The 18,317-nt window shown below is 68.5% G+C and carries 20 protein-coding genes and 1 pseudogene; 12 read left to right on the forward strand and 9 right to left on the reverse strand.

From position 1 onward, the window contains the following. Positions 1-181: pseudogene (locus tag VGF12_RS25930) on the forward strand (biopolymer transporter ExbD); the annotation flags it as partial. Between the two features lie 83 nt (positions 182-264). Then, complete coding sequence (locus VGF12_RS25935; RefSeq protein ID WP_331178940.1) at positions 265-1,524, forward strand: hypothetical protein; 1,260 nt, start codon at positions 265-267, stop codon at positions 1,522-1,524. 74 nt (positions 1,525-1,598) lie between these two features. On the opposite strand, the gene VGF12_RS25940 is transcribed toward VGF12_RS25935, so the two are convergent. The 7 genes from VGF12_RS25940 to VGF12_RS25970 all read right to left on the reverse strand — a co-directional run bounded on the left by VGF12_RS25940 (position 1,599) and on the right by VGF12_RS25970 (position 6,242). Continuing rightward, a complete protein-coding gene (locus VGF12_RS25940) occupies positions 1,599-2,357 on the reverse strand; it encodes a 3-hydroxyacyl-CoA dehydrogenase (RefSeq protein WP_331178941.1) in 759 nt (252 codons plus the stop codon). A gap of 98 nt (positions 2,358-2,455) precedes the next feature. Continuing rightward, positions 2,456-3,109, reverse strand: a complete 654-nt coding sequence (adk, locus tag VGF12_RS25945; RefSeq protein WP_331178942.1) for an adenylate kinase — start codon at positions 3,107-3,109, stop codon at positions 2,456-2,458. Between the two features lie 112 nt (positions 3,110-3,221). Then, positions 3,222-3,959, reverse strand: coding sequence for a 3-deoxy-manno-octulosonate cytidylyltransferase (kdsB, locus tag VGF12_RS25950; RefSeq protein WP_331178943.1), 738 nt, complete (start codon positions 3,957-3,959; stop codon positions 3,222-3,224). After that, positions 3,956-4,180, reverse strand: a complete 225-nt coding sequence (locus tag VGF12_RS25955; RefSeq protein WP_331178944.1) for a Trm112 family protein — start codon at positions 4,178-4,180, stop codon at positions 3,956-3,958. Before VGF12_RS25955 ends, kdsB begins: the two co-directional genes overlap by 4 nt. After that, positions 4,180-5,223: a tetraacyldisaccharide 4'-kinase gene (gene lpxK / locus VGF12_RS25960; RefSeq protein WP_331178945.1), complete on the reverse strand. Its 1,044-nt coding sequence runs from the start codon at positions 5,221-5,223 to the stop codon at positions 4,180-4,182. The genes VGF12_RS25955 and lpxK overlap by 1 nt, the downstream gene beginning before the upstream one ends. Further along, positions 5,189-5,605 carry a biopolymer transporter ExbD gene (locus VGF12_RS25965; protein WP_331178946.1) on the reverse strand — a complete coding sequence of 139 codons (417 nt, stop codon included), beginning with the start codon at positions 5,603-5,605 and terminating at the stop codon, positions 5,189-5,191. The genes lpxK and VGF12_RS25965 overlap by 35 nt, the downstream gene beginning before the upstream one ends. Before the next feature lie 19 nt (positions 5,606-5,624). Further along, complete coding sequence (locus VGF12_RS25970; RefSeq protein WP_331178947.1) at positions 5,625-6,242, reverse strand: MotA/TolQ/ExbB proton channel family protein; 618 nt, start codon at positions 6,240-6,242, stop codon at positions 5,625-5,627. A 372-nt stretch (positions 6,243-6,614) separates the two neighbouring features. On the opposite strand from VGF12_RS25970, the gene xseA reads away from it, so the two are divergent. Both xseA and VGF12_RS25980 read left to right on the forward strand, forming a co-directional pair. Next, positions 6,615-7,916 (forward strand): exodeoxyribonuclease VII large subunit, encoded by a 1,302-nt coding sequence (xseA, locus tag VGF12_RS25975; RefSeq protein ID WP_331178948.1) that lies wholly within the window; start codon positions 6,615-6,617, stop codon positions 7,914-7,916. A 59-nt stretch (positions 7,917-7,975) separates the two neighbouring features. Then, positions 7,976-8,557, forward strand: coding sequence for a superoxide dismutase (locus VGF12_RS25980; protein ID WP_331178949.1), 582 nt, complete (start codon positions 7,976-7,978; stop codon positions 8,555-8,557). Between the two features lie 250 nt (positions 8,558-8,807). Here VGF12_RS25980 and VGF12_RS25985 read toward each other — a convergent pair whose 3' ends face one another. Further along, positions 8,808-10,022 (reverse strand): polyhydroxyalkanoate depolymerase, encoded by a 1,215-nt coding sequence (locus VGF12_RS25985; protein WP_331178950.1) that lies wholly within the window; start codon positions 10,020-10,022, stop codon positions 8,808-8,810. 104 nt (positions 10,023-10,126) lie between these two features. On the opposite strand from VGF12_RS25985, the gene VGF12_RS25990 reads away from it, so the two are divergent. After that, positions 10,127-10,864 carry a glutathione S-transferase family protein gene (locus VGF12_RS25990; RefSeq protein WP_331178951.1) on the forward strand — a complete coding sequence of 246 codons (738 nt, stop codon included), beginning with the start codon at positions 10,127-10,129 and terminating at the stop codon, positions 10,862-10,864. Here VGF12_RS25990 and VGF12_RS25995 read toward each other — a convergent pair whose 3' ends face one another. Beyond that, positions 10,865-11,305, reverse strand: a complete 441-nt coding sequence (locus VGF12_RS25995) for a cupin domain-containing protein (protein WP_331178952.1) — start codon at positions 11,303-11,305, stop codon at positions 10,865-10,867. An 82-nt stretch (positions 11,306-11,387) separates the two neighbouring features. Here VGF12_RS25995 and VGF12_RS26000 point away from each other — a divergent pair, with 82 nt between their 5' ends. The 7 genes from VGF12_RS26000 to ccoG all read left to right on the forward strand — a co-directional run. Continuing rightward, positions 11,388-13,655 (forward strand): cation-translocating P-type ATPase, encoded by a 2,268-nt coding sequence (locus tag VGF12_RS26000; protein ID WP_331178953.1) that lies wholly within the window; start codon positions 11,388-11,390, stop codon positions 13,653-13,655. Beyond that, positions 13,655-13,804 carry a cbb3-type cytochrome oxidase assembly protein CcoS gene (gene ccoS / locus VGF12_RS26005; RefSeq protein WP_331178954.1) on the forward strand — a complete coding sequence of 50 codons (150 nt, stop codon included), beginning with the start codon at positions 13,655-13,657 and terminating at the stop codon, positions 13,802-13,804. The genes VGF12_RS26000 and ccoS overlap by 1 nt, the downstream gene beginning before the upstream one ends. Positions 13,805-13,850: 46 nt before the next feature. Beyond that, on the forward strand, positions 13,851-15,296 hold the full coding sequence (gene ccoN / locus VGF12_RS26010; protein WP_331178955.1) for a cytochrome-c oxidase, cbb3-type subunit I: 1,446 nt from the start codon (positions 13,851-13,853) through the stop codon (positions 15,294-15,296). 10 nt (positions 15,297-15,306) lie between these two features. After that, positions 15,307-15,930 (forward strand): cytochrome-c oxidase, cbb3-type subunit II, encoded by a 624-nt coding sequence (gene ccoO / locus VGF12_RS26015; protein WP_331178956.1) that lies wholly within the window; start codon positions 15,307-15,309, stop codon positions 15,928-15,930. 12 nt (positions 15,931-15,942) lie between these two features. Next, positions 15,943-16,074 carry a cbb3-type cytochrome c oxidase subunit 3 gene (locus VGF12_RS26020; RefSeq protein ID WP_331178957.1) on the forward strand — a complete coding sequence of 44 codons (132 nt, stop codon included), beginning with the start codon at positions 15,943-15,945 and terminating at the stop codon, positions 16,072-16,074. Further along, positions 16,071-16,988, forward strand: a complete 918-nt coding sequence (ccoP, locus tag VGF12_RS26025; protein ID WP_331178958.1) for a cytochrome-c oxidase, cbb3-type subunit III — start codon at positions 16,071-16,073, stop codon at positions 16,986-16,988. Before VGF12_RS26020 ends, ccoP begins: the two co-directional genes overlap by 4 nt. Positions 16,989-16,996: 8 nt before the next feature. Next, a partial coding sequence (ccoG, locus tag VGF12_RS26030) for a cytochrome c oxidase accessory protein CcoG (RefSeq protein ID WP_331178959.1) occupies positions 16,997-18,317 on the forward strand: 1,321 nt, incomplete at its 3' end.

Genomic DNA, 18,317 nt, shown 5'->3' on the forward strand with positions numbered 1-18,317 from the left:
GGACGCGGTGAACGCCAAGATGCAGGAGATCGGTGCCTTGTCCGTCAGCGAGCAGCCGGAGATCCACATCAAGCCGAACAAGCTGGTGGACTATGGTGTTGTCGCTGCCGTGATGGCCTCGGCCCAACGCAACAGCGTGAAGAAGATGGGCATGGTCGGTAACGAGCAATACGTCAAGTGACGTGACCTCGGGACCGCAGACACCGATACTGTGATGCGCGCTGCCCGAAAGGGCGGCGCGTTTTTGCTTTGCAGGAGAGCAAGTTGAAGACTTTGAAAACCATGGTGGCTGTCGCCGTTGGCGCCCTGGCCCTGACCCTGAACGGCGCGCCCGGCGCCGAGTTCGGCTTCAGCCAGGCTGCCGCCCAGGACAGCGTCCGCAAGGAAGTCGGCACGCCGCTGACCGAGGCCAGCAAGTTCGTCAAGGCTGGCAAGTACAAGGAAGCCCTGGCCAAGCTGCGCGAGGCCGAGGCCGTGGGTGGCCGTACCGCGGGCGAGAACAATGCGATCGAAGGCGTGCGCTTCTCCGCCGCGATGGGCGCGAACGAGCCCGACACGATGGCCCGCTCCTTCGATGTGCTGAAGGGCGCCGGCAAGCTGTCGCAGGCTCAGCAGCTGCAATACATGGAAGCCATCGCTGGCACGTACCTGCGCACCCGCGACAACGCCAAGGCCCTGAACTGGGCGCAGCGCTACTTCAAGGAGGGCGGCAACAGCCCGACGATGAAGCAGGTGCAGCAGAACGCGCAGTTCCTGTCTGGCGACATGACGGCCACCATCAAGGACACGCTCGACGAGATCGCAGCCGACGAGCGCGCCGGCCGTGCGCCGTCCAAAGACAAGCTCAACCTGCTGCTGTTTGCGGCCCAGAAGAAGGGCGACGCGAATGCCGAGGCCGTCGCGACCGAGAAGTTGCTGAACTTCTATCCCGATCCCAAGCTGTGGGCGCAGATCCTGGGTGGCCTGCCGCAGAAGAAGAGCTTCGACAGCAACCGCTTCCAACTGGACCTCTACCGCCTGCGCCTGGCGACCGGCAACATGTCGCGTGGTGCCGAGGACTACATGGAGATGGCGCAGCTGGCCGCTCAGGCCGGCTATCCGGAAGAAGGCAAGCAGGTCGTCGACAAGGGGTTCGCCGCGGGCGTGCTGGGTCAAGGTGCCGAAGGTGCCCGCCACAAGCGCCTGGCCGACCTGATGGTCAAGAAGATCGGCGAGGCCAAGGCTTCTGCTGTGGCCAGCGAGAAGGCCGCCAACGATGCCAAGGATGGCAACGCCTTCGTGTCGCTGGGTCTGGCCAACGCCTTCGGCGGCAACGCCAAGAAGGGGATCGAGCAGATCGAGCAGGGCATTGCCAAGGGCAATCTGAAGCGCCCCGAGGATGCCAAGCTCTACCTCGGCATCGCCCACATGGTGGCTGGCGAGTCCGCCAAGGCCCAGGCGGCCTGGCGTAGCGTCAAGGGCACCGACGGTGCTGCCGACCTGGCCCGCCTCTGGATCATCCAGTCGCGTTCGGCCAAGCGCTGATCGGCGCGGCACCCGCCGCGCAACAAAAAAGCCTGGGCGAGAGCACCAGGCTTTTTTTTATGCCGATGCGGGCATCACTTGGGTGCCAGGCGGATGGCGCCGTCCAGGCGGATCACCTCGCCGTTGAGCATGTCGTTGGTGACGATCTGGTGCACGAGCTTGGCGTAGTCCTCAGGCTTGCCCAGGCGGCTGGGGAAGGGCACGCTGGCGGCCAGCGCATCCTGCACCTCCTGTGGCATCCCGAACAGCATGGGCGTGCCGAAGATGCCGGGTGCGATGGTCATGTTGCGGATGCCGTTGCGGGCCAGATCGCGCGCGATGGGCAGCGTCATGCCGACCACGCCGCCCTTGGAGGCCGCGTAGGCCGCTTGGCCGATCTGGCCGTCGTAGGCCGCGACCGAGGCCGTCGAGATCAACACCCCGCGCTCGCCGGTCGATTCGGGCTCGTTCCTGGCCATCGCCTCGGCGGCGAGGCGGATCATGTTGAAACTGCCGATCAGGTTGACCGTGATGGTCTTGCTGAAGGCCGCCAGCGGGTGAGCACCGTCCTTGCCGACCGTCTTGATGGCGGGCGCGATACCAGCGCAGTTGACCAGACCCACCAGCTTGCCGAGGCCCGTCGCGGCGGCCACGACCGACTGGCCGTCCGCTTCCTGGCTGACGTCGCACTTGACGAAGACGCCGCCGATCTCGGCCGCGACGGCCTGGCCGCGTTCGGCTTGAAGGTCGGCGACGACGACCTTGGCGCCGTGGGCGGCCAGCATGCGAGCCGTGCCTTCGCCGAGGCCCGAGGCGCCGCCGGTGACGATGAACACCTTGCCTGCGATTTCCATGATGAGGATCTCCTGGGTTGATTGGTTGACGTAAACGTCAATTGTGGCCGACAAAAAAGCCGCGGCGGGGCGCGGCTTGGTTGTCCGGGACGCTGGCTTCAGCTCAGCGCCGCCAGGGCCTTCTTCATGATGTCGTCCACCGAGCCCACGCCCTCGATGCGGCGGTACTTGGGCGCGCTGGCGTCGCCCGTCGCGGCCCATTGCGAGTAGTAGTCGACCAGCGGGCGTGTCTGGGCCTGGTAGACGTCCAGACGCTTGCGCACGGTCTCTTCCTTGTCATCCTCGCGCTGGATCAGTTCCTCGCCGGTTTCGTCATCCTTGCCGGCGACCTTGGGCGGGTTGAACTTGACGTGGTAGGTGCGGCCCGAGGCCACGTGCACGCGGCGGCCGCTCATGCGCTCGATGATGGCGTCGAAGGGCACGTCGATCTCCAGCACATAGTCCAGCTTCACGCCAGCGGCCTTCATCGCGTCGGCCTGCGGGATGGTCCGGGGGAAGCCATCAAACAGGAAGCCCTTGGCACAGTCGGCCTGCGCAATGCGTTCCTTGACGAGGCCAATGATGATGTCGTCGCTGACCAGGGCGCCCGAATCCATGACGGCCTTGGCGGCCAGGCCCAGCGGCGTGCCGGCCTTGATGGCGGCGCGCAGCATGTCGCCGGTGGAGATCTGCGGAATGCCGAATTGCTTGCAGATGAAGGCAGCTTGGGTGCCTTTGCCGGCGCCAGGGGCGCCAAGAAGGATCAGTCGCATGGGTCTCCTCGTCCTATTCGTGCATGAAGTGGTGCCGTTAAAAACCCCACCTCAGCTCAGCGGTCAAGTATCGCATGCGGACTTTCGCGGGCCTGACGCTGCGGCCCGTGGATCAGGCCTGCAACAGCCGCCTGACGCGTTCCAGATCCTCGGGTGTGTCGACGCCCGGCCCCGGCCGCTCGGCACTGACATGCACCGCGATGCGTTCGCCATGCCAGAGCACGCGCAGCTGCTCCAGCGACTCGATCTGCTCCAGCGGGCTGACGGCCAGCGTGGGGAAGCGGCGCAGAAAGCCGGCACGGTAGGCGTAGAGGCCCACATGGCGCAGCGCCTGGTTGGGCTGGCCGGCGCCGTCGCGCCACCAGGCGATGGGCGCACGCGAGAAATACAGCGCCCGCCCGACCTTGTCGGTGACGAGCTTGACGACGTTGGGGTTCGCGAACTCGGAAGGATCGGTCAGCGCATGTGCGACGGTGGCCATCACGCAGTCGGGCTGGGCGGCCAGCGTGGCGGCGCAGGCGTCGATCATGGCCGGCGCGATCAGCGGCTCGTCGCCCTGCACGTTGACGACGGTGGCGTCGTCCGCGAGCCCCAGTTGCTCGACGGCCTCGGCCAGCCGGTCGCTGCCAGAGGGATGGTCGGCCCGCGTCATCAGCGCCTGCACGCCATGCACTGCGCAGGCGGCGGCGACCTCGGGCGCATCGGTGGCGACGACGACCCGACCCGCGCCCGACTCTGCCGCCCGGCGCGCTACGCGCACGATCATGGGCAGGCCCGCGATGTCGGCCAGTGGCTTGTTCGGCAGGCGGGTCGACGCCAGACGCGCCGGGATGATGACCGTGTAGCTCACGGTGCCAGCGGCCTGAGGGGGGCAGGGGCGCTGGCGGTGTCGGGGTCCCAAGGCTTGGCTTCGTTCTCCAGCATCAGTGGGATGCCGTCGCGGATGGGAAAGGCGAGGCGGTCGGCGCGGCAGCCCAGCGCCGGCAGTTCCAGGCCGGCGCCCTCGCGCAGCAGTGTCAGCGGCCCCTTGCAAAGCGGGCAGACCAGCATTTCGATGAGGCGGTGATCCATCAGGCGGGCGCGAAGAGTTTTTGCAGTTGTTCGTCCAGCGCGGCGGCGAAGCCGGCACCGGGCGCGAAGTCTAGCGCCACGACCCAGACGGGCATGGCGCCGACCCGTGCTGGCGGCAGCTTCACGGCGTCCTTCTCGGTAAGCAGTATGCCGGCGGCGTCGGCCGGCCAGGGCAGTTCGGCGAAGTCGGCGTGGTCGGGCAGGGCCCGGGCGTCGAAGTCGAGGCCCAGGCCGGCCAGCATGTCGAAGAAGCGCTGCGGCCGGGCGACGCCGGCGACCGCCAGCAGGCCAGGCTTGCCGCGCAGCGCCATCAGCGTGTCCATGCGGGCCGGCCGGCCGGCCCACCAGTCGGCGAGCGACACGGCCCCGGCCAGCCGGCGTTCGGCGACGAAGCCGGGCAGCGTGGTGCTGGCCCGTGGCGCGTTGTAGACGACGAGCTGGTCCGCCGACAGCGCCTGCGGCGGCTGGCGCAGCGGCCCGGCGGGCAGCACCCGGCTGTTGCCCAGCCCGCGTTCGTCGAAAACCAGCAGGCTCAAGGCGCGCGGCAGTCGCCAGTGCTGCAGGCCGTCGTCACTGACCAGCAGTTGCAGCCCAGGTTCGGCGGCCAGCAGCGCGCGTGCCGCGGCGACGCGGTCACGGCCGACGGCCACCGGCGCACCGCTGCGCAGGTGAATGAGCAGCGGCTCGTCGCCCACCTCGCGCGCCGTCGACACCCGCGTGACGAGGCGCACGCCGTCGCCGTCACGCCCATAGCCGCGCGAGACGACACCGACGCGCAGGCCGCGCTCGCGCAGCAGCGCCAGCAAGGCCAGCGTGGTGGGGGTCTTGCCGGCGCCACCGACGATCCAGTTGCCGACGACAACGACCGGCACGGGCAGCGTCGCGACGCTTTTGAGGCCGGTGCGGTAGGCGAAGGCGCGCAGCGCCAGCAGCACCCGGTACAGGCCGCTCAGCGGCAGCAGCGCGGCGGACAGCGGTCCGCCGGTGAGCCACTGCTGCTGCAGTCGGTCAGCGAGCGTCGGTCTGCGCGGCGAAGGTGACACGCGTCAGGCCGACGCGGCGCGCGGCGTCCATCACGTTGATGACGGCCTGATGAGGCGTGGCGGCGTCGGCGGAGATGATCAGCGACGCCTCCGCGTTGCCGCCCGAAGCCTGGCGCAGCGCACCGACCAGGATGTCCACCGAGCGGCCTTCCACGGCCTGGCGGTTGACGACGAAGCGACCGTCGGCGGCGATGCCGACGATGACCTCCTGCGGTCGGTCTTTGAGCTTCTCCGCGTCGGCCGAGGGCAGGGTGATCTGCAGCTCGGTGAACTTGGAATAGGTCGTCGAGAGCATCAGGAAGATCAGGATCACCAGCAGCACGTCGATGAAGGGGATCAGGTTGATCTCCGGCGGCTCGCTGTGCGGGGGACGGAAGCGCATGGCTCGCAATCCTTGGCGGTCAGGCCGTGTAGCGGCGCAGTTGGCCCAGCAGGCGGTCGGCGGCAGCTTCGAGCTCCAGCACGTACTCCTCGATCCGGCCGCGGAAGTAGCGATGGGCGATCAGTGCCGGGATGGCGATCATCAGGCCGAAGGCGGTGTTGTAGAGCGCGATGGAGATGCCGTGCGCCAACTGGGCGGGGTTGCCGCCGCCGGGCGTCTGGCTGCCGAAGATCTCGATCATGCCCACCACCGTGCCCATCAGGCCCAGCAGCGGCGCGGCCGTGGCAATGGTGCCTAGCGTGTTCATGTAGCGCTCGAGCTGGTGCACGGCGCGGCGGCCGGCGAACTCGAACACCTGGCGCAGCTTGCTCTCGGGCATTTGCGGCTCGGCCGTCACGGCGCGCAGGCCGGAGGCCAGCACCTCGCCCAGGATGGAGTTCTCGGCCAGGCGGTCAACCATGTCGGGTGCCGGCAGTTGCTGGGCGCTGACGTTGAGCACGTCGTCCAGCAGCCGTGGCGGCATGATGCGGCTGGCGCGCAGGCTGGACAGCCGCTCGATGATCAGGGCCAGGGCCACCACGGAGCACAGGAGCAAGGGCCAGATCGGCCAACCGGCGGCTTGTATGATCGAAAACAAGGTCGTCCCCGTCGAGAAGGCGGCCGCTGGCCGGCCGCAAAAACGGCCGTCGACCGGCCGGGAAAGTGCGCGGGATTATGGCCCCAGGCTTGCCGGCCCCAGTCCAGTCCCAAACCCCAGGTCAGCCTCCTCACAATCCACCGTTGCTGTGGACAACTTTGTGGGCAAGGTCGGGGTCGGGGGCGGCAGAGGCCGTCAAATCAAGGCCTTGGACAACTTGCCTCAAGTTTGAGCAGCGGAATTCGAATTGAAAAACAAGGCCTTATGTGCTCATGACGGCGCCGTGACAGGCGCGATGGACCGGAATCGCCCGCCAGCCCAGTGCCAGCGCGGCTGTGGACTTCCCGGCCCGCGCCGGCATTGGGTTTGCGCGTGATTGAGCCTCGCGAAGCCGCATCGGGCCGACGTGTCTGGGGCGTGGCGGGCCTGCTGGAGGCGGTGAGCCAGAGCCTGGCCGAGCGCTTCTCGGTCGTCGTCGTGGGCGGTGAGATCAGCGGCTTCACGCGCGCCGCCAGCGGCCACTGCTATTTCGGCCTGAAAGATGCCGACGGCCAGGCTGCCAGCCTGCGCTGCGCGATGTTCCGCCGCGCGGCGGCCCTGCTGGACTTCGCTCCGGGGGAGGGCCTGCGGGTCGAACTGCGAGGCCGCGTGGCCGTCTATGAGCCCCGCGGCGAACTGCAATTCGTCGTCGAGGCCATGCGCCGGGCCGGTGCCGGTACGCTGTACGAGCAGTTCCTGAAGCTGCGCGCGCGGCTGGCGGCCGAAGGCCTGTTCGACGCCGAGGCCAAGCGCGCCCTGCCCAGCCACCCGCGGCGCATCGGCGTCGTCACGTCGGCGGCCGGCGCGGCCCTGCACGACGTGCTGACCGCGTTGGCGCGGCGTGCCCCCCAGGTCGAGGTGGTCGTCTACCCGAGCCCCGTGCAAGGCGTGGAGGCGCCGCCGGCCCTCGTGCGGGCCTTGCAGACGGCCAATGCGCGGGCCGAGGTGGACGTGCTGCTGCTGGTGCGCGGTGGCGGCTCGCTGGAGGATCTCTGGGCGTTCAACGATGAACGCGTCGTGCGCGCCGTGGCGTCGTCGGCGCTGCCGGTGGTCTGCGGAGTCGGCCATGAGACCGACGTGACGCTGTGCGACCTGGCTGCCGACCTGCGCGCACCCACGCCCACCGCCGCCGCCGAGCTGGCGGCGCCGGGGCGCGAAGCGCTGCTGTTGCAGCTCGCCGGCCTGGAGCGCGGCCTGATGCTGCGCACCGACCACCGCCTGCAGACGCTGGCCCAGCGCCTGGACCGCCTGGCGCTGCGCCTGTCCCGGCCCAGCGACGCGCTGGCCCGCCAGCGCCGGCTGCTTGAACTGCTGGCCCAGCGAGCTGCCGCGGCGCCGCGGCGCCGCGTTGAAATGCAAGGTCAGCGGCTGAGCCACCTTGAGCAGCGTCACGAGCGCGCCCACCGCGACATCCTGGCTCGCCAGCGGACCCGGCTCGACGCGCTGGAGGCCCGCTTGAAGGCCCTGGACCCCCAGCACGTCCTTGCGCGGGGGTACGCCTGGCTGGATGACGGGCAGGGCGGTGCGATCACGTCCGTGCAGGCCCTGCAGCCCGGGCGCGAGCTGCGCACGGTGCTGGCCGACGGTGCCGCCGACATGCAGGTCCTGCGGGTACGGCCTTTGCCGCAAGGGTGATTGGCGCTCCCTACAATCCGCCGCGTTTCCTTTCCCCCCAACACTCTGAGGTTCACACCATGGAACACACGCTGCCCCCGCTGCCCTATCCCATCGACTCGCTGGCTCCGCACTACAGCAAGGAAACGCTGGAGTTCCACCACGGCAAGCACCACAACGCTTACGTTGTGAACCTCAACAACCTGCAAAAGGGCACCGAGTTCGAATCGATGACGCTCGAGGAGATCATCAAGAAGAGCTCCGGCGGCATCTACAACAACTCCGCCCAGATCTGGAACCACACGTTCTTCTGGAACTGCATGAAGCCGCAGGGCGGCGGTGAGCCCAGCGGTGCGCTGGCCGCGGCCATCAACGCCAAGTGGGGCAGCTATGCCGCCTTCAAGGAAGCCTTCGTGAAGAGCGCCGTGGGCAACTTCGGCTCGGGCTGGACCTGGCTGGTCAAGAAGCCTGACGGCACGGTCGACATCGTCAACACCGGTGCCGCTGGCACGCCGCTGACCACGGCCGACAAAGCCCTGCTGACCGTCGACGTGTGGGAACACGCCTACTACATCGACTACCGCAACCTGCGCCCCAAGTTCGTCGAGACCTTCCTCGGCAACCTCGTGAACTGGCAGTTCGCTGAAGCCAACTTCGCCTGAGCGAAACGCTGTTGACGCGTCGCTCCGGCTGATGCGCCAGAGGGAACGAAGCGTCTTTCTGCGTCAATAGCCCAGGTGGCTTTCTCTCCCCAGGAGAGCCGAAAGGCCCGGCCTCGTTGCATGCAACGGCGCTGGGCCTTCGCCGTTTGGCGGCCCGGAGGTCTGGGATCTCGCGCCCGGCAGAGTCCGTTTCGTGGGCAGCCCGATCGCCGGGTGCTTTGCGCGGGTGCAGCGCGACCGGCCGAGGGGACTATTGAGACACCTGGATCACATGCCGCACCAGCGGATAGACCTGGTGCTGCCAGCGCCGGCCGCTGAACACGCCATAGTGGCCCACGTTGGGCTGGATGTAGTGGGTGCGCATGTAGGCCTTCAGATTGGAAGCCAGGTCCTGCGCGGCCAGCGTCTGGCCGACCGAGCAGATGTCGTCGCGTTCGCCCTCCACGGTCAGCAGTGCCGTGCGGCGGATGGCCGCCGGGTTCACGCGGCGGCCCCTGAAGCGCAACTCGCCGCGCGGCAGGTCATGGGTCTGGAACACGCGTTCGACCGTCTCCAGGTAGAACTCGGCCGCGAGGTCAGCCACGGCCAGGTATTCCTCGTAGAACATGCGCGTGACCTCGGCCCTGTCGAACTCATCGGCGACGAGGTGCTTGTAGTAGTCCTTGAAGGCGTTGGCGTGCCTGTCCTTGTTCATGCTCATGAAGGCGGACAGCTGTACGAAGCCCGGATAGACGCGCCGGCCGGCGCCCATGTGCTGCCAGGGTACGTGGCTGATGAGGTTCTTCCTGAACCAGCTGATGGGCTTGCTGGTGGCCAGCTCGTTGACCGCCGTGGGACTGACGCGGCAGTCGATGGGGCCGGCCATCAGAGTCAGGCTGGCGGGCGTGGCAGGGTGGTCCTCCTCGGCCATCAGCGCCACTGCCGCCAGTGCGCTGACGCATGGCTGGCAGACGGCCACCATATGGGCCTGCGGGCCGATGGCGGCCAGGAAATCCATCAGGTGCGCCGTGTACTCGTCCAGCCCGAAGCGGCCGGCGGCCAGTGGCACGTCGCGCACGTTGTGCCAGTCCGTGACATAGACGTCGTGGTCCTGCAGCAGCGTGCGCACCGTGTCGCGCAGCAGCGTGGCGAAGTGGCCGGACATGGGCGCCACCACCAGCACCTTGGGTCCAGCCGGCGCGCCCTCCTTGCGAAAGCGCAGCAGCGTGGCGAAAGGAGTCGTCAAGGCAGTCTCCTCGGTGACGGGCCAGCGCTCGTCGCCGTTCACGATCTCGCCGATGCGCCACGGCGGTCGGGAATGGGTGATCTGGGCCAGCTCGAAGAGCTGGCCGGCCGCCGCCAGCTGGCGGGCCGGCAGCCAGCTGGCGTTGACGACGCCGGGTTGCTGCAGCAGGGGCAGGGACAGACGCGTCGCGGCACGCAGCGGCCACATCAGATCGACATGGGCCTGGTAGGCGGGGTACACGGCATCTCCTGCAAGGCCGGGGTGGACAGAGCGACGCAAGGAGCGCGCCAGCATGGCATGGGCCTTGCGTCGCTGGCCTCATCCAGACCGTCAAGGAGAGGACCATGCCCGTTGCCACGCCGCCCAAGCCCGCCGCCCGCAGGCGGGCCAAAGCCGCGCCGGCGCGCCAGCCCAAGGCCACTCCCGCGCCGGCCGCCACGCTGACCCTGAGCAGCAAGAACTACTCGTCCTGGTCGTTGCGGGGCTGGCTGCTGGCCCGCTTCGCCGGCCTGGACTTCGAGGAACTGATGCTGCCGCCGGACGATGAGGACGCGCGCAGGGAACTGCTGCTGCTGGCGCCGTCTATCCGCGTGCCCTGCCTGCGCCACGAAGGCGTGACGGTGTGGAACACACTGGCCATCGCCGAGTACCTGGCCGAGAGCTTCCCCAATGCCGGACTGTGGCCGGCCGATCGCGTGGCCCGCGCCCATGCCCGCGCCGTCTGCGGCGAGATGAACTCGGGCTTCGCCAACCTGCGCGCCTCGCTACCCATGAACCTCAAGGGCCATTTCCCGCGTCACCGGATCTGGGCCGGCGCCCGCCCCGACATCGAGCGCATCGAAGAGATCTGGACCGAATGCCTCGCGCGCTATGGCGGGCCTTACCTGTTCGGTGCCCGGCGCGGCGCGGCCGACGCGATCTTCGCGCCGGTGGTCACGCGCTTCCTGACCTACGACGTGCCGCTGAACCCGGCCTGCCTGGCGTACTGCCAGACCATCGCCGCCATGCCCGAGCTGCAGGCGTGGGCGGCCGACGCCCGGCTGGAACCGGACGAGATCGAGCAACTGGACATGGACTTCTGATCAGGCCCAGGAAGAGGGGGCCGGGACCTCGCAGGGCGCCGGCATGTCCACCGTCCCGAAGTTGGCGGGCGACACGATCTCCAGGTACTCCATGTCCGGCGAGTAGTCGAACAAGTAGTGGACGATGCCGGGGCGTTGGTGCACGCAGTCGCCGGCCTCCACCAGCGTCACCTGGTCGCCGTACATGAACTTGGCCCAGCCCTTGGTCATCAGCACGATCTGGAACTCCGCCTCATGGCGGTGCCATCCCGTGCCCCTTTCAGGGGCCATGTTCGCCTTCACAAGGTGCGCGATGACGCGGCCGCCGGTGGCAGCGGCCACGCCGAGGTCGCGGTAGAGGAAAAAGTCTCTCAGGCCGTCGCTGCGCCAGGGCGTGTCCCCGGGCTTGACGTGGGAGAACTGCGTGGTGGACGCGTCCACGGGTATCGACAGATCCGACATGACCAGGGCCTCCTGAAAAGCTGCAGGCCCGGGGGGAGACGCAATATGCGTTCCCGCCGGCCGGCGCCGGACGGGATTTCGGGTGAAGTTTGTGAACGCCTTGATTCAGGTCATGCGCGCCGCTGGACGGGCAGGCAAGATGGCCGGTGTGAGCGCTACGCCCCCTGGCCTGCGTGCGGCCGATGCCGACGCCAGGCTTCTCGCCCCCTTCACAGCCTGGCCCGACGGCCCGGCCGGGGCTGCGCTGTCGCAGTTCCAGGTGGCCGGCATGCATTGCGCGGCCTGCTCCGGCATCATCGAAGGCGCCCTGCTGAAGTTGCCGGGCGTGGAGGGCGCCACCGTCAACGCCGCGTCGGCCCGGCTGGCGCTGCGCTGGCAGCCCGCGCGCGTCGCGCTGGCCGATGTGCTGGCCGCGCTTCAGGCCGTCGGCTACCGGGCCGTGCCTGATGTCGCAGCACCCGCGCGCGAGCTGCGCCGCCAGGAGAGCCGGCAGGCGCTGTGGCGGCTGTTCGTCGCGGGCTTCCTGATGATGCAGGTCATGATGCTGGCCACGCCGGCCTACGTGGCCGAGGCCGGCGAGCTGTCACCCGACCTGGACCAGTTGCTGCGCTGGGGCAGCTGGGTGATGACGCTGCCCGTCATGGCCTTCTCGGCCGGCCCCTTCTTCAGCGGCGCATGGCGGCAACTGCGCGCCCGCCGGCTCGGCATGGACGTGCCGGTCGCCATTGGCATTGCGGTCACCTTCGTTGCCAGCACCGGGGCGCTGTTCGACCCGAGCGGCCCGCTAGGCCACGAGGTCTATTTCGATTCGCTGACCATGTTCATCGCGCTGCTGCTTCTGGCGCGCTGGTTCGAGCTGGGGGCGCGCCATCGTGCCGCCGAGGCGCTGGAGGCGGTGGCCGGCGCGCTGCCGACGGCGGCCGAGCGGCTGCGCGATGACGGCACATCTGAGCGCGTACCGCCCGAATCGCTGCGACCGGGCGACCGCATCCGCGTGGCGGCGGGCGAGGCCTTCGCGGCGGACGGCTGCATCGTCGAAGGGCAGGGCTGGGTCAACGAGGCGCTGCTGACGGGCGAGTCCGTGCCGGTGGTCAAGAGCATGGGCGACGCGGTCGTGGCCGGCAGCCTGAACCTGGACGGCGTGCTGGTGGTCGACGTGCAGCGCGTGGGAGCCGACACGACGGCCCAGGGCATCGTGCGGCTGATGCAGCAGGCGCAGAGCCAGCGGCCGCTGGCCAGTGGCGTGCTGGATCGCGTGGCGGCCGGCTTCACGGCCACCGTGCTGCTGCTGGCGCTTGCGGCGGGCCTGGCCTGGTGGTGGATCGAGCCTTCGCGCGCGGTTGCCGTGGCAGTCGCCGTGCTCATCGTGACCTGCCCGTGCGCGCTGACGCTGGCAGCCCCTGCCGCCTGGCTGACGGCCAGTGGCGCCCTGGCGCGGCGCGGCCTCCTGCTGGCCGACCTGTCGGCGCTGGAGCGGCTGTGCGCAGTGGATACCGTCGTTTTCGACAAGACCGGCACGCTCAGCGAGGAGCGCCTGCAGCTGCGCCGCTGGTGGGCCGAGGGTGCCGAGGCCGACGCCTTGCTGGCCAAGGCGCGCAGCCTGGCCGGCCTGTCCCGCCACCCGCATGCCCAGGCCTTGGCCGATGGCAGTGGCGCCGGCGACTGGAGCGAGGTGCGCGAGGTGGCGGGCCGTGGCGTGGAGGCCCGCGATGCGGCCGGGCGGCTGTGGCGCCTGGGCGCGCCTGCCTGGGTCGGCGAGCGGCCCGACTCAGATGCGCGGCTGGGCTTCGGCAGTGGCGACTGCGTGCTGTGGCTGGACCTGGCCGAGGCGCCGCGGGCCGATGCGGCCGAGGCGGTCGCGGCGCTGCAGGGCCAGGGCCGGCGCGTGCGCCTGCTGTCGGGTGACCAGCCGGCGGCGGTCGCGCGCATGGCCGAGCACCTGGGCATCGCGGACTGGCGCGGTGGTGCGACCCCCGAGTCCAAGCTGGCTGCCCTGCGCGAATGGCAAGCCCGCGGCGAGCGGGTGCTGATGGTGGGCGACGGCATCAACGACGCGCCGGTGCTGGCCGCGGCGGACGTGCGCGTCGCGATGGGGCAGGGTGCCATGCTCGCGCGCAACGCCGCGGATGCGCTGTTGGTGTCCAACCGGCTGATGGCGCTGCCGCAAGCCCTGGTGCTGGCGAAGAAGACCCGCCGCGTGCTGCGCCAGAACCTGGCCTGGTCCGCGCTCTACAACCTGGCCTGCGTGCCGCTGGCGTTGGCCGGCTGGCTGCCGCCGCTGGCCGCCGGCATCGGCATGGCCAGCAGCTCGCTGTTCGTGGTGCTCAACGCCCAGAGACTGAATCGCTGATGGACATCCTGTACTTGCTCATCCCTTTCTCGGTGGTGCTCGTGCTGCTCATCGTGGCCGTGTTCGGCTGGGCTGTGAACTCCGGGCAACTCGAGGACCTCTCCCGTGAGGGTGAACGCATCCTGCTTGACGAGGATCAAAGCCCCTAGGGGCGTGGGGACGAAGAATGGTTCGCATCAGACTGAAGGAGTCGCGATGGCGAACGAAAAAGCCCTGGCCACCGGGGCGGTATACGAGGACGGACCGGTACGCGCGTTTGCGCTGGCCTCCGTGCTTTGGGGGGTGGTCGGCATGGCCGTGGGCGTATTCATCGCCGCACAGCTGGCCTGGCCGGAACTGAATCTCGGCATTCCCTGGCTGAGCTACGGACGCCTGCGTCCGCTGCACACCAACGCCGTCATCTTCGCCTTCGGCGGTTGCGCGCTTTTCGCGACCAGCTACCACGTGGTGCAGCGTACTGGCCAGACCGCGCTCTTCCTGCCCAAGCTGGCCTGGTTCACGTTCTGGGGCTGGCAACTGGTCATCGTTCTGGCCGCGCTGTCGCTGCCCATGGGATACACCTCCGGCAAGGAATATGCCGAGCTCGAGTGGCCCATCGACATCCTGATCGCAGTGGTCTGGGTGGCGTACGCGGTGGTCTTCTTCGGCACCGTGGGCATCCGCAAGATCCGCCACATCTACGTGGCGAACTGGTTCTTCGGCGCCTACATCATCGCTGTGGCTCTGCTGCACATCGTCAATAGCGCCGAGATCCCGGTCAGCCTCACCAAGAGCTACTCCGCCTATGCCGGCGTGCAGGACGCCATGGTGCAGTGGTGGTACGGCCATAACGCGGTGGGCTTCTTCCTGACCGCCGGCTTCCTCGGGATGATGTACTACTACATCCCCAAGCAGGCCGAACGTCCTGTCTACAGCTACCGCCTGTCCATCGTCCACTTCTGGGCGCTGATCTTCACCTACATGTGGGCGGGTCCCCACCACCTGCACTACACGGCGCTGCCGGACTGGGCGCAGAGCGTCGGCATGATCTTCAGTCTGGTGCTGCTGGCGCCGAGCTGGGGCGGCATGATCAACGGCGTGATGACGCTGTCGGGCGCCTGGCACAAGCTGCGTGACGACCCCATCCTGAAGTTCCTCATCGTCGCCCTGTCGTTCTACGGCATGTCGACCTTCGAGGGCCCGATGATGTCGATCAAGACGGTCAACGCGCTGTCGCACTACACCGACTGGACGGTGGGCCACGTGCACAGTGGCGCGCTGGGCTGGGTGGGGCTGATCTCCATGGGGTCGCTCTACCACCTGATCCCGCGCATGTACGGCCGAACGGAGATGTATTCCAAGCGGGCCATCGAGCTGCACTTCTGGATTGCGACGCTGGGCATCGTGCTCTACATCGCCGCGATGTGGATCGCTGGCGTCATGCAGGGCCTGATGTGGCGCGCGGTCAACCCCGACGGCACGCTGGTCTACACCTTCGTCGAGAGCGTCAAGGCCACCTGGCCCTTCTACGTGATCCGTCTGGGTGGCGGTCTGCTCTACCTCGCCGGCATGGGCGTCATGAGCTGGAACGTCATCAAGACCGTGCAGGCCGGCAAACCGCAACCCGTGCGCATCCCGGCCCCGGCGCTGGCCCACGCCTGAAGGAGATTTCATGAGCAATAACACCCAAGCCGTCTCCGGCCACCAGCGCATCGAGACCAGCAATCTGCTGATGATCGTGCTGGTGCTGCTGACCGTGCTGGTCGGCGGCGTCGTCGAGATCGTGCCGCTGTTCTTCCAGCGCTCCACCACGCAGGCTGCGCCGGGCCTCAAGCCCTACACGCCACTGCAGCTCGCCGGGCGCGACATCTATCTGCGCGAAGGCTGCTACAACTGCCACTCGCAGATGATCCGCCCGCTCGCCGCCGAGACGCTGCGTTACGGCAAGTACTCCACTGCGGGTGAGTTCGTCTACGACCATCCCTTCCAGTGGGGCAGCAAGCGCACCGGTCCCGACCTGCACCGCGTGGGCGGCAAGTACAGCGACGACTGGCACCGCATCCACCTGATCAACCCGCGGGATCTCGTCCCCGAGTCCAACATGCCGGCCTACCCGTGGCTGGAGAAGTCACCGGTGGACGCGGCTGGCATGCCGGCCCGCCTGGCGGCGATGCGCATGCTGGGCGTGCCCTACACCGAGGACGAGGTGAAGGCCTCGGCCCAGGAGGTGACGGGCAAGACCGAGCTCGACGCGCTGGTGGCCTATCTGCAGGTGCTCGGCACCGCGAACAAGTAAGGAGCCCGCACCATGGGCATCAACGAACTCCGTGTGGCCGTGACCCTGGTGTCGCTGGCCGTCTTCGTGGGCATCATCGCCTGGGCCTGGCGCGGCCGCTTCGACGATGCCGCCCGTCTGCCCTTTGAAGGGGGTGAGCAATGAGCGACTTCTTCAGCAGCGGCTGGTCACTCTTCATCGCCATCGCCACCATCGGCGGCCTGGTCTTCTGTGGCGTGCTGCTCATCATTGCGAGCCGCCGCCAGGTCATGGCGGCCGACAACACGACGGGCCACGTCTGGGACGAGGACCTGCGCGAACTGAACAACCCGTTGCCAGCCTGGTGGATGGGCTTGTTCGTGCTGACCGTGATCTTCTCCGGCATCTACCTGGCGCTCTATCCGGGCCTGGGCAGTCAGACCGGCAAGCTGGGCTGGACCAGCCTCGGTGAGCACGCAGCCGACACCGCCAAGGCGCGGGCTGCGATGGCGCCGGTCTACGCCGCCTTCACCGACCTGTCGCCCGAGCAACTCGCCAAGGACCCCAAGGCCCACGCCATCGGCGAGCGCCTGTTCGCCAACAACTGCGCGCAGTGCCACGGCGCCGACGCCAAGGGCTCCAAGGGCTTCCCCAACCTGACGGACAGTGACTGGCTGTGGGGCGGTACGCCCGAGGCCATCACCGAGACCATCACCAAGGGTCGCGAGGGCAACATGCCCCCCATGGCCGCGGCGGTCGGCAGCAGCGACGACGTGCGCAACGTCGCCCACTACGTGCTGTCGCTGTCCGGCAGCCCGCACAACGCGTTGTATGCCCAGCTCGGCAAGCCCAAGTTCGTCGTCTGCGCGGCCTGCCACGGCCCCGGCGGCCAGGGCAACCCGGCCTTGGGTGCGCCCAATCTCAGCGACAAGATCTGGCTGCACGGCTGGGGTGAGGCCGCCGTCATGGCCATGGTCAACAACGGCAAGCACAATGTGATGCCGGCCCACGGCGAGCGCCTGACACCCGAGCAGATCCGCGTGCTGGCGTCCTACGTCTGGGGTCTGTCACAGTCGCAGAGTGTTGCCGCAGCTCCCTGATTTTCCCGATGCCTGATCCCACCGCGTCCGGCCCGGGTGATGCCACCCAGGTCATCCGGCTCTACCGTTCGGAAGACAAGATCCATCCGCGCGCGGTGGATGGTTTCTACGCCCGCTGGCGCTGGGCCATCGTCGCGCTGACCCAGGCTGTGTTCTACGGCCTGCCATGGCTCGCCTGGGGCGACCGGCAGGCCGTGCTCTTCGACCTGGAGGCGCGGCGCTTCTACATCTTCGGCCTGGTGCTCTATCCGCAGGACTTCGTGTACCTCACGGCCCTGCTGATGATCTCGGCCTTCGGTCTGTTCCTGTTCACGGCCGTCGCCGGACGGCTGTGGTGCGGATTCGCCTGTCCGCAGACGGTCTACACCGAGATCTTCATGCGGGTGGAGCACTGGTTCGAGGGCGACCGCAATGCGCGTCTGCGCCTGGCCAAGGCACCCTGGTCCTTCGACAAAGTTTGGCGCAAGAGTGGCAAGCAGGTCGTCTGGATCGCCCTGGGGCTGTGGACGGGCTTCACCTTCGTCGGCTACTTCACGCCCATCCAGACGCTGGCCCGCGAGGTGCTCGCCTTCGGGCTGGGGCCCTGGGAGACCTTCTGGGTGCTGTTCTACGGCTTCGCCACCTATGGCAACGCCGGCTACATGCGCGAGCAGGTCTGCAAGTACATGTGCCCGTATGCGCGCTTCCAGAGCGCGATGTTCGACCGCGACACCCTCATCGTCAGCTACGACCCGGTGCGCGGCGAGCCGCGCGGCAACAACGCCAAGCGCGGCAAGAAGGGCGAGGAGCGCGCCACGCCGCTGGGTGACTGCATCGACTGCGGCCTGTGCGTGCAGGTGTGCCCCACCGGCATCGACATCCGCGACGGGCTGCAGTACGAGTGCATCAGCTGCGCGGCCTGCGTCGACGTCTGCAACGGGGTCATGGACAAGATGTCCACGCCGCGCGGCCTGATCCGGTTCGACACCGAGAACGGTCTCGAGCAGCGCCTGAATCGCGTCCAGCGCTGGCGGCGCGTGTTGCGGCCGCGCGTGCTGATCTACACCGGCGTGCTGCTGGTCGTCAGCTCGGCCCTGCTGTGGAGCCTGGCGTCGCGGCACGGCTTCCGCGTCGACGTCGTGCGGGACCGCGCCTCGCTGGCCCGCCTCGTCGAGGACGGCTGGGTGGAGAACGTCTACCGGCTGCAAATCATGAATGCGACCGAGTCGCCGCAGCAGTACCGCATCGAAGCCGATGGCCTGCCCGGGTTGGTGCTGACCCGGGCGATGACTGTGGACCTCGGGCCGGCCGAGGCACGGTGGGTCGCGGTGTCCCTGCGCATGCCGCCGG

Origin of the sequence: Roseateles sp., from assembly GCF_036404855.1 — a bacterium.
Lineage (GTDB): Bacteria > Pseudomonadota > Gammaproteobacteria > Burkholderiales > Burkholderiaceae_C > Pelomonas.

Excerpts from the sequence above, each read along its gene's own strand:
- VGF12_RS25940 (WP_331178941.1), bottom strand. The coding sequence starts at position 2,357 with ATGGAAATCGCAGGCAAGGTGTTCATCGTCACCGGCGGCGCCTCGGGC.
- adk (WP_331178942.1), bottom strand. The coding sequence starts at position 3,109 with ATGCGACTGATCCTTCTTGGCGCCCCTGGCGCCGGCAAAGGCACCCAA.
- VGF12_RS25955 (WP_331178944.1), bottom strand. The coding sequence starts at position 4,180 with ATGGATCACCGCCTCATCGAAATGCTGGTCTGCCCGCTTTGCAAGGGG.
- VGF12_RS25965 (WP_331178946.1), bottom strand. The coding sequence starts at position 5,605 with ATGCGCTTCCGTCCCCCGCACAGCGAGCCGCCGGAGATCAACCTGATC.
- VGF12_RS25980 (WP_331178949.1), top strand. The coding sequence starts at position 7,976 with ATGGAACACACGCTGCCCCCGCTGCCCTATCCCATCGACTCGCTGGCT.
- VGF12_RS25990 (WP_331178951.1), top strand. The coding sequence starts at position 10,127 with ATGCCCGTTGCCACGCCGCCCAAGCCCGCCGCCCGCAGGCGGGCCAAA.
- VGF12_RS25995 (WP_331178952.1), bottom strand. The coding sequence starts at position 11,305 with ATGTCGGATCTGTCGATACCCGTGGACGCGTCCACCACGCAGTTCTCC.
- ccoS (WP_331178954.1), top strand. The coding sequence starts at position 13,655 with ATGGACATCCTGTACTTGCTCATCCCTTTCTCGGTGGTGCTCGTGCTG.
- ccoN (WP_331178955.1), top strand. The coding sequence starts at position 13,851 with ATGGCGAACGAAAAAGCCCTGGCCACCGGGGCGGTATACGAGGACGGA.
- ccoO (WP_331178956.1), top strand. The coding sequence starts at position 15,307 with ATGAGCAATAACACCCAAGCCGTCTCCGGCCACCAGCGCATCGAGACC.
- VGF12_RS26020 (WP_331178957.1), top strand. The coding sequence starts at position 15,943 with ATGGGCATCAACGAACTCCGTGTGGCCGTGACCCTGGTGTCGCTGGCC.
- ccoP (WP_331178958.1), top strand. The coding sequence starts at position 16,071 with ATGAGCGACTTCTTCAGCAGCGGCTGGTCACTCTTCATCGCCATCGCC.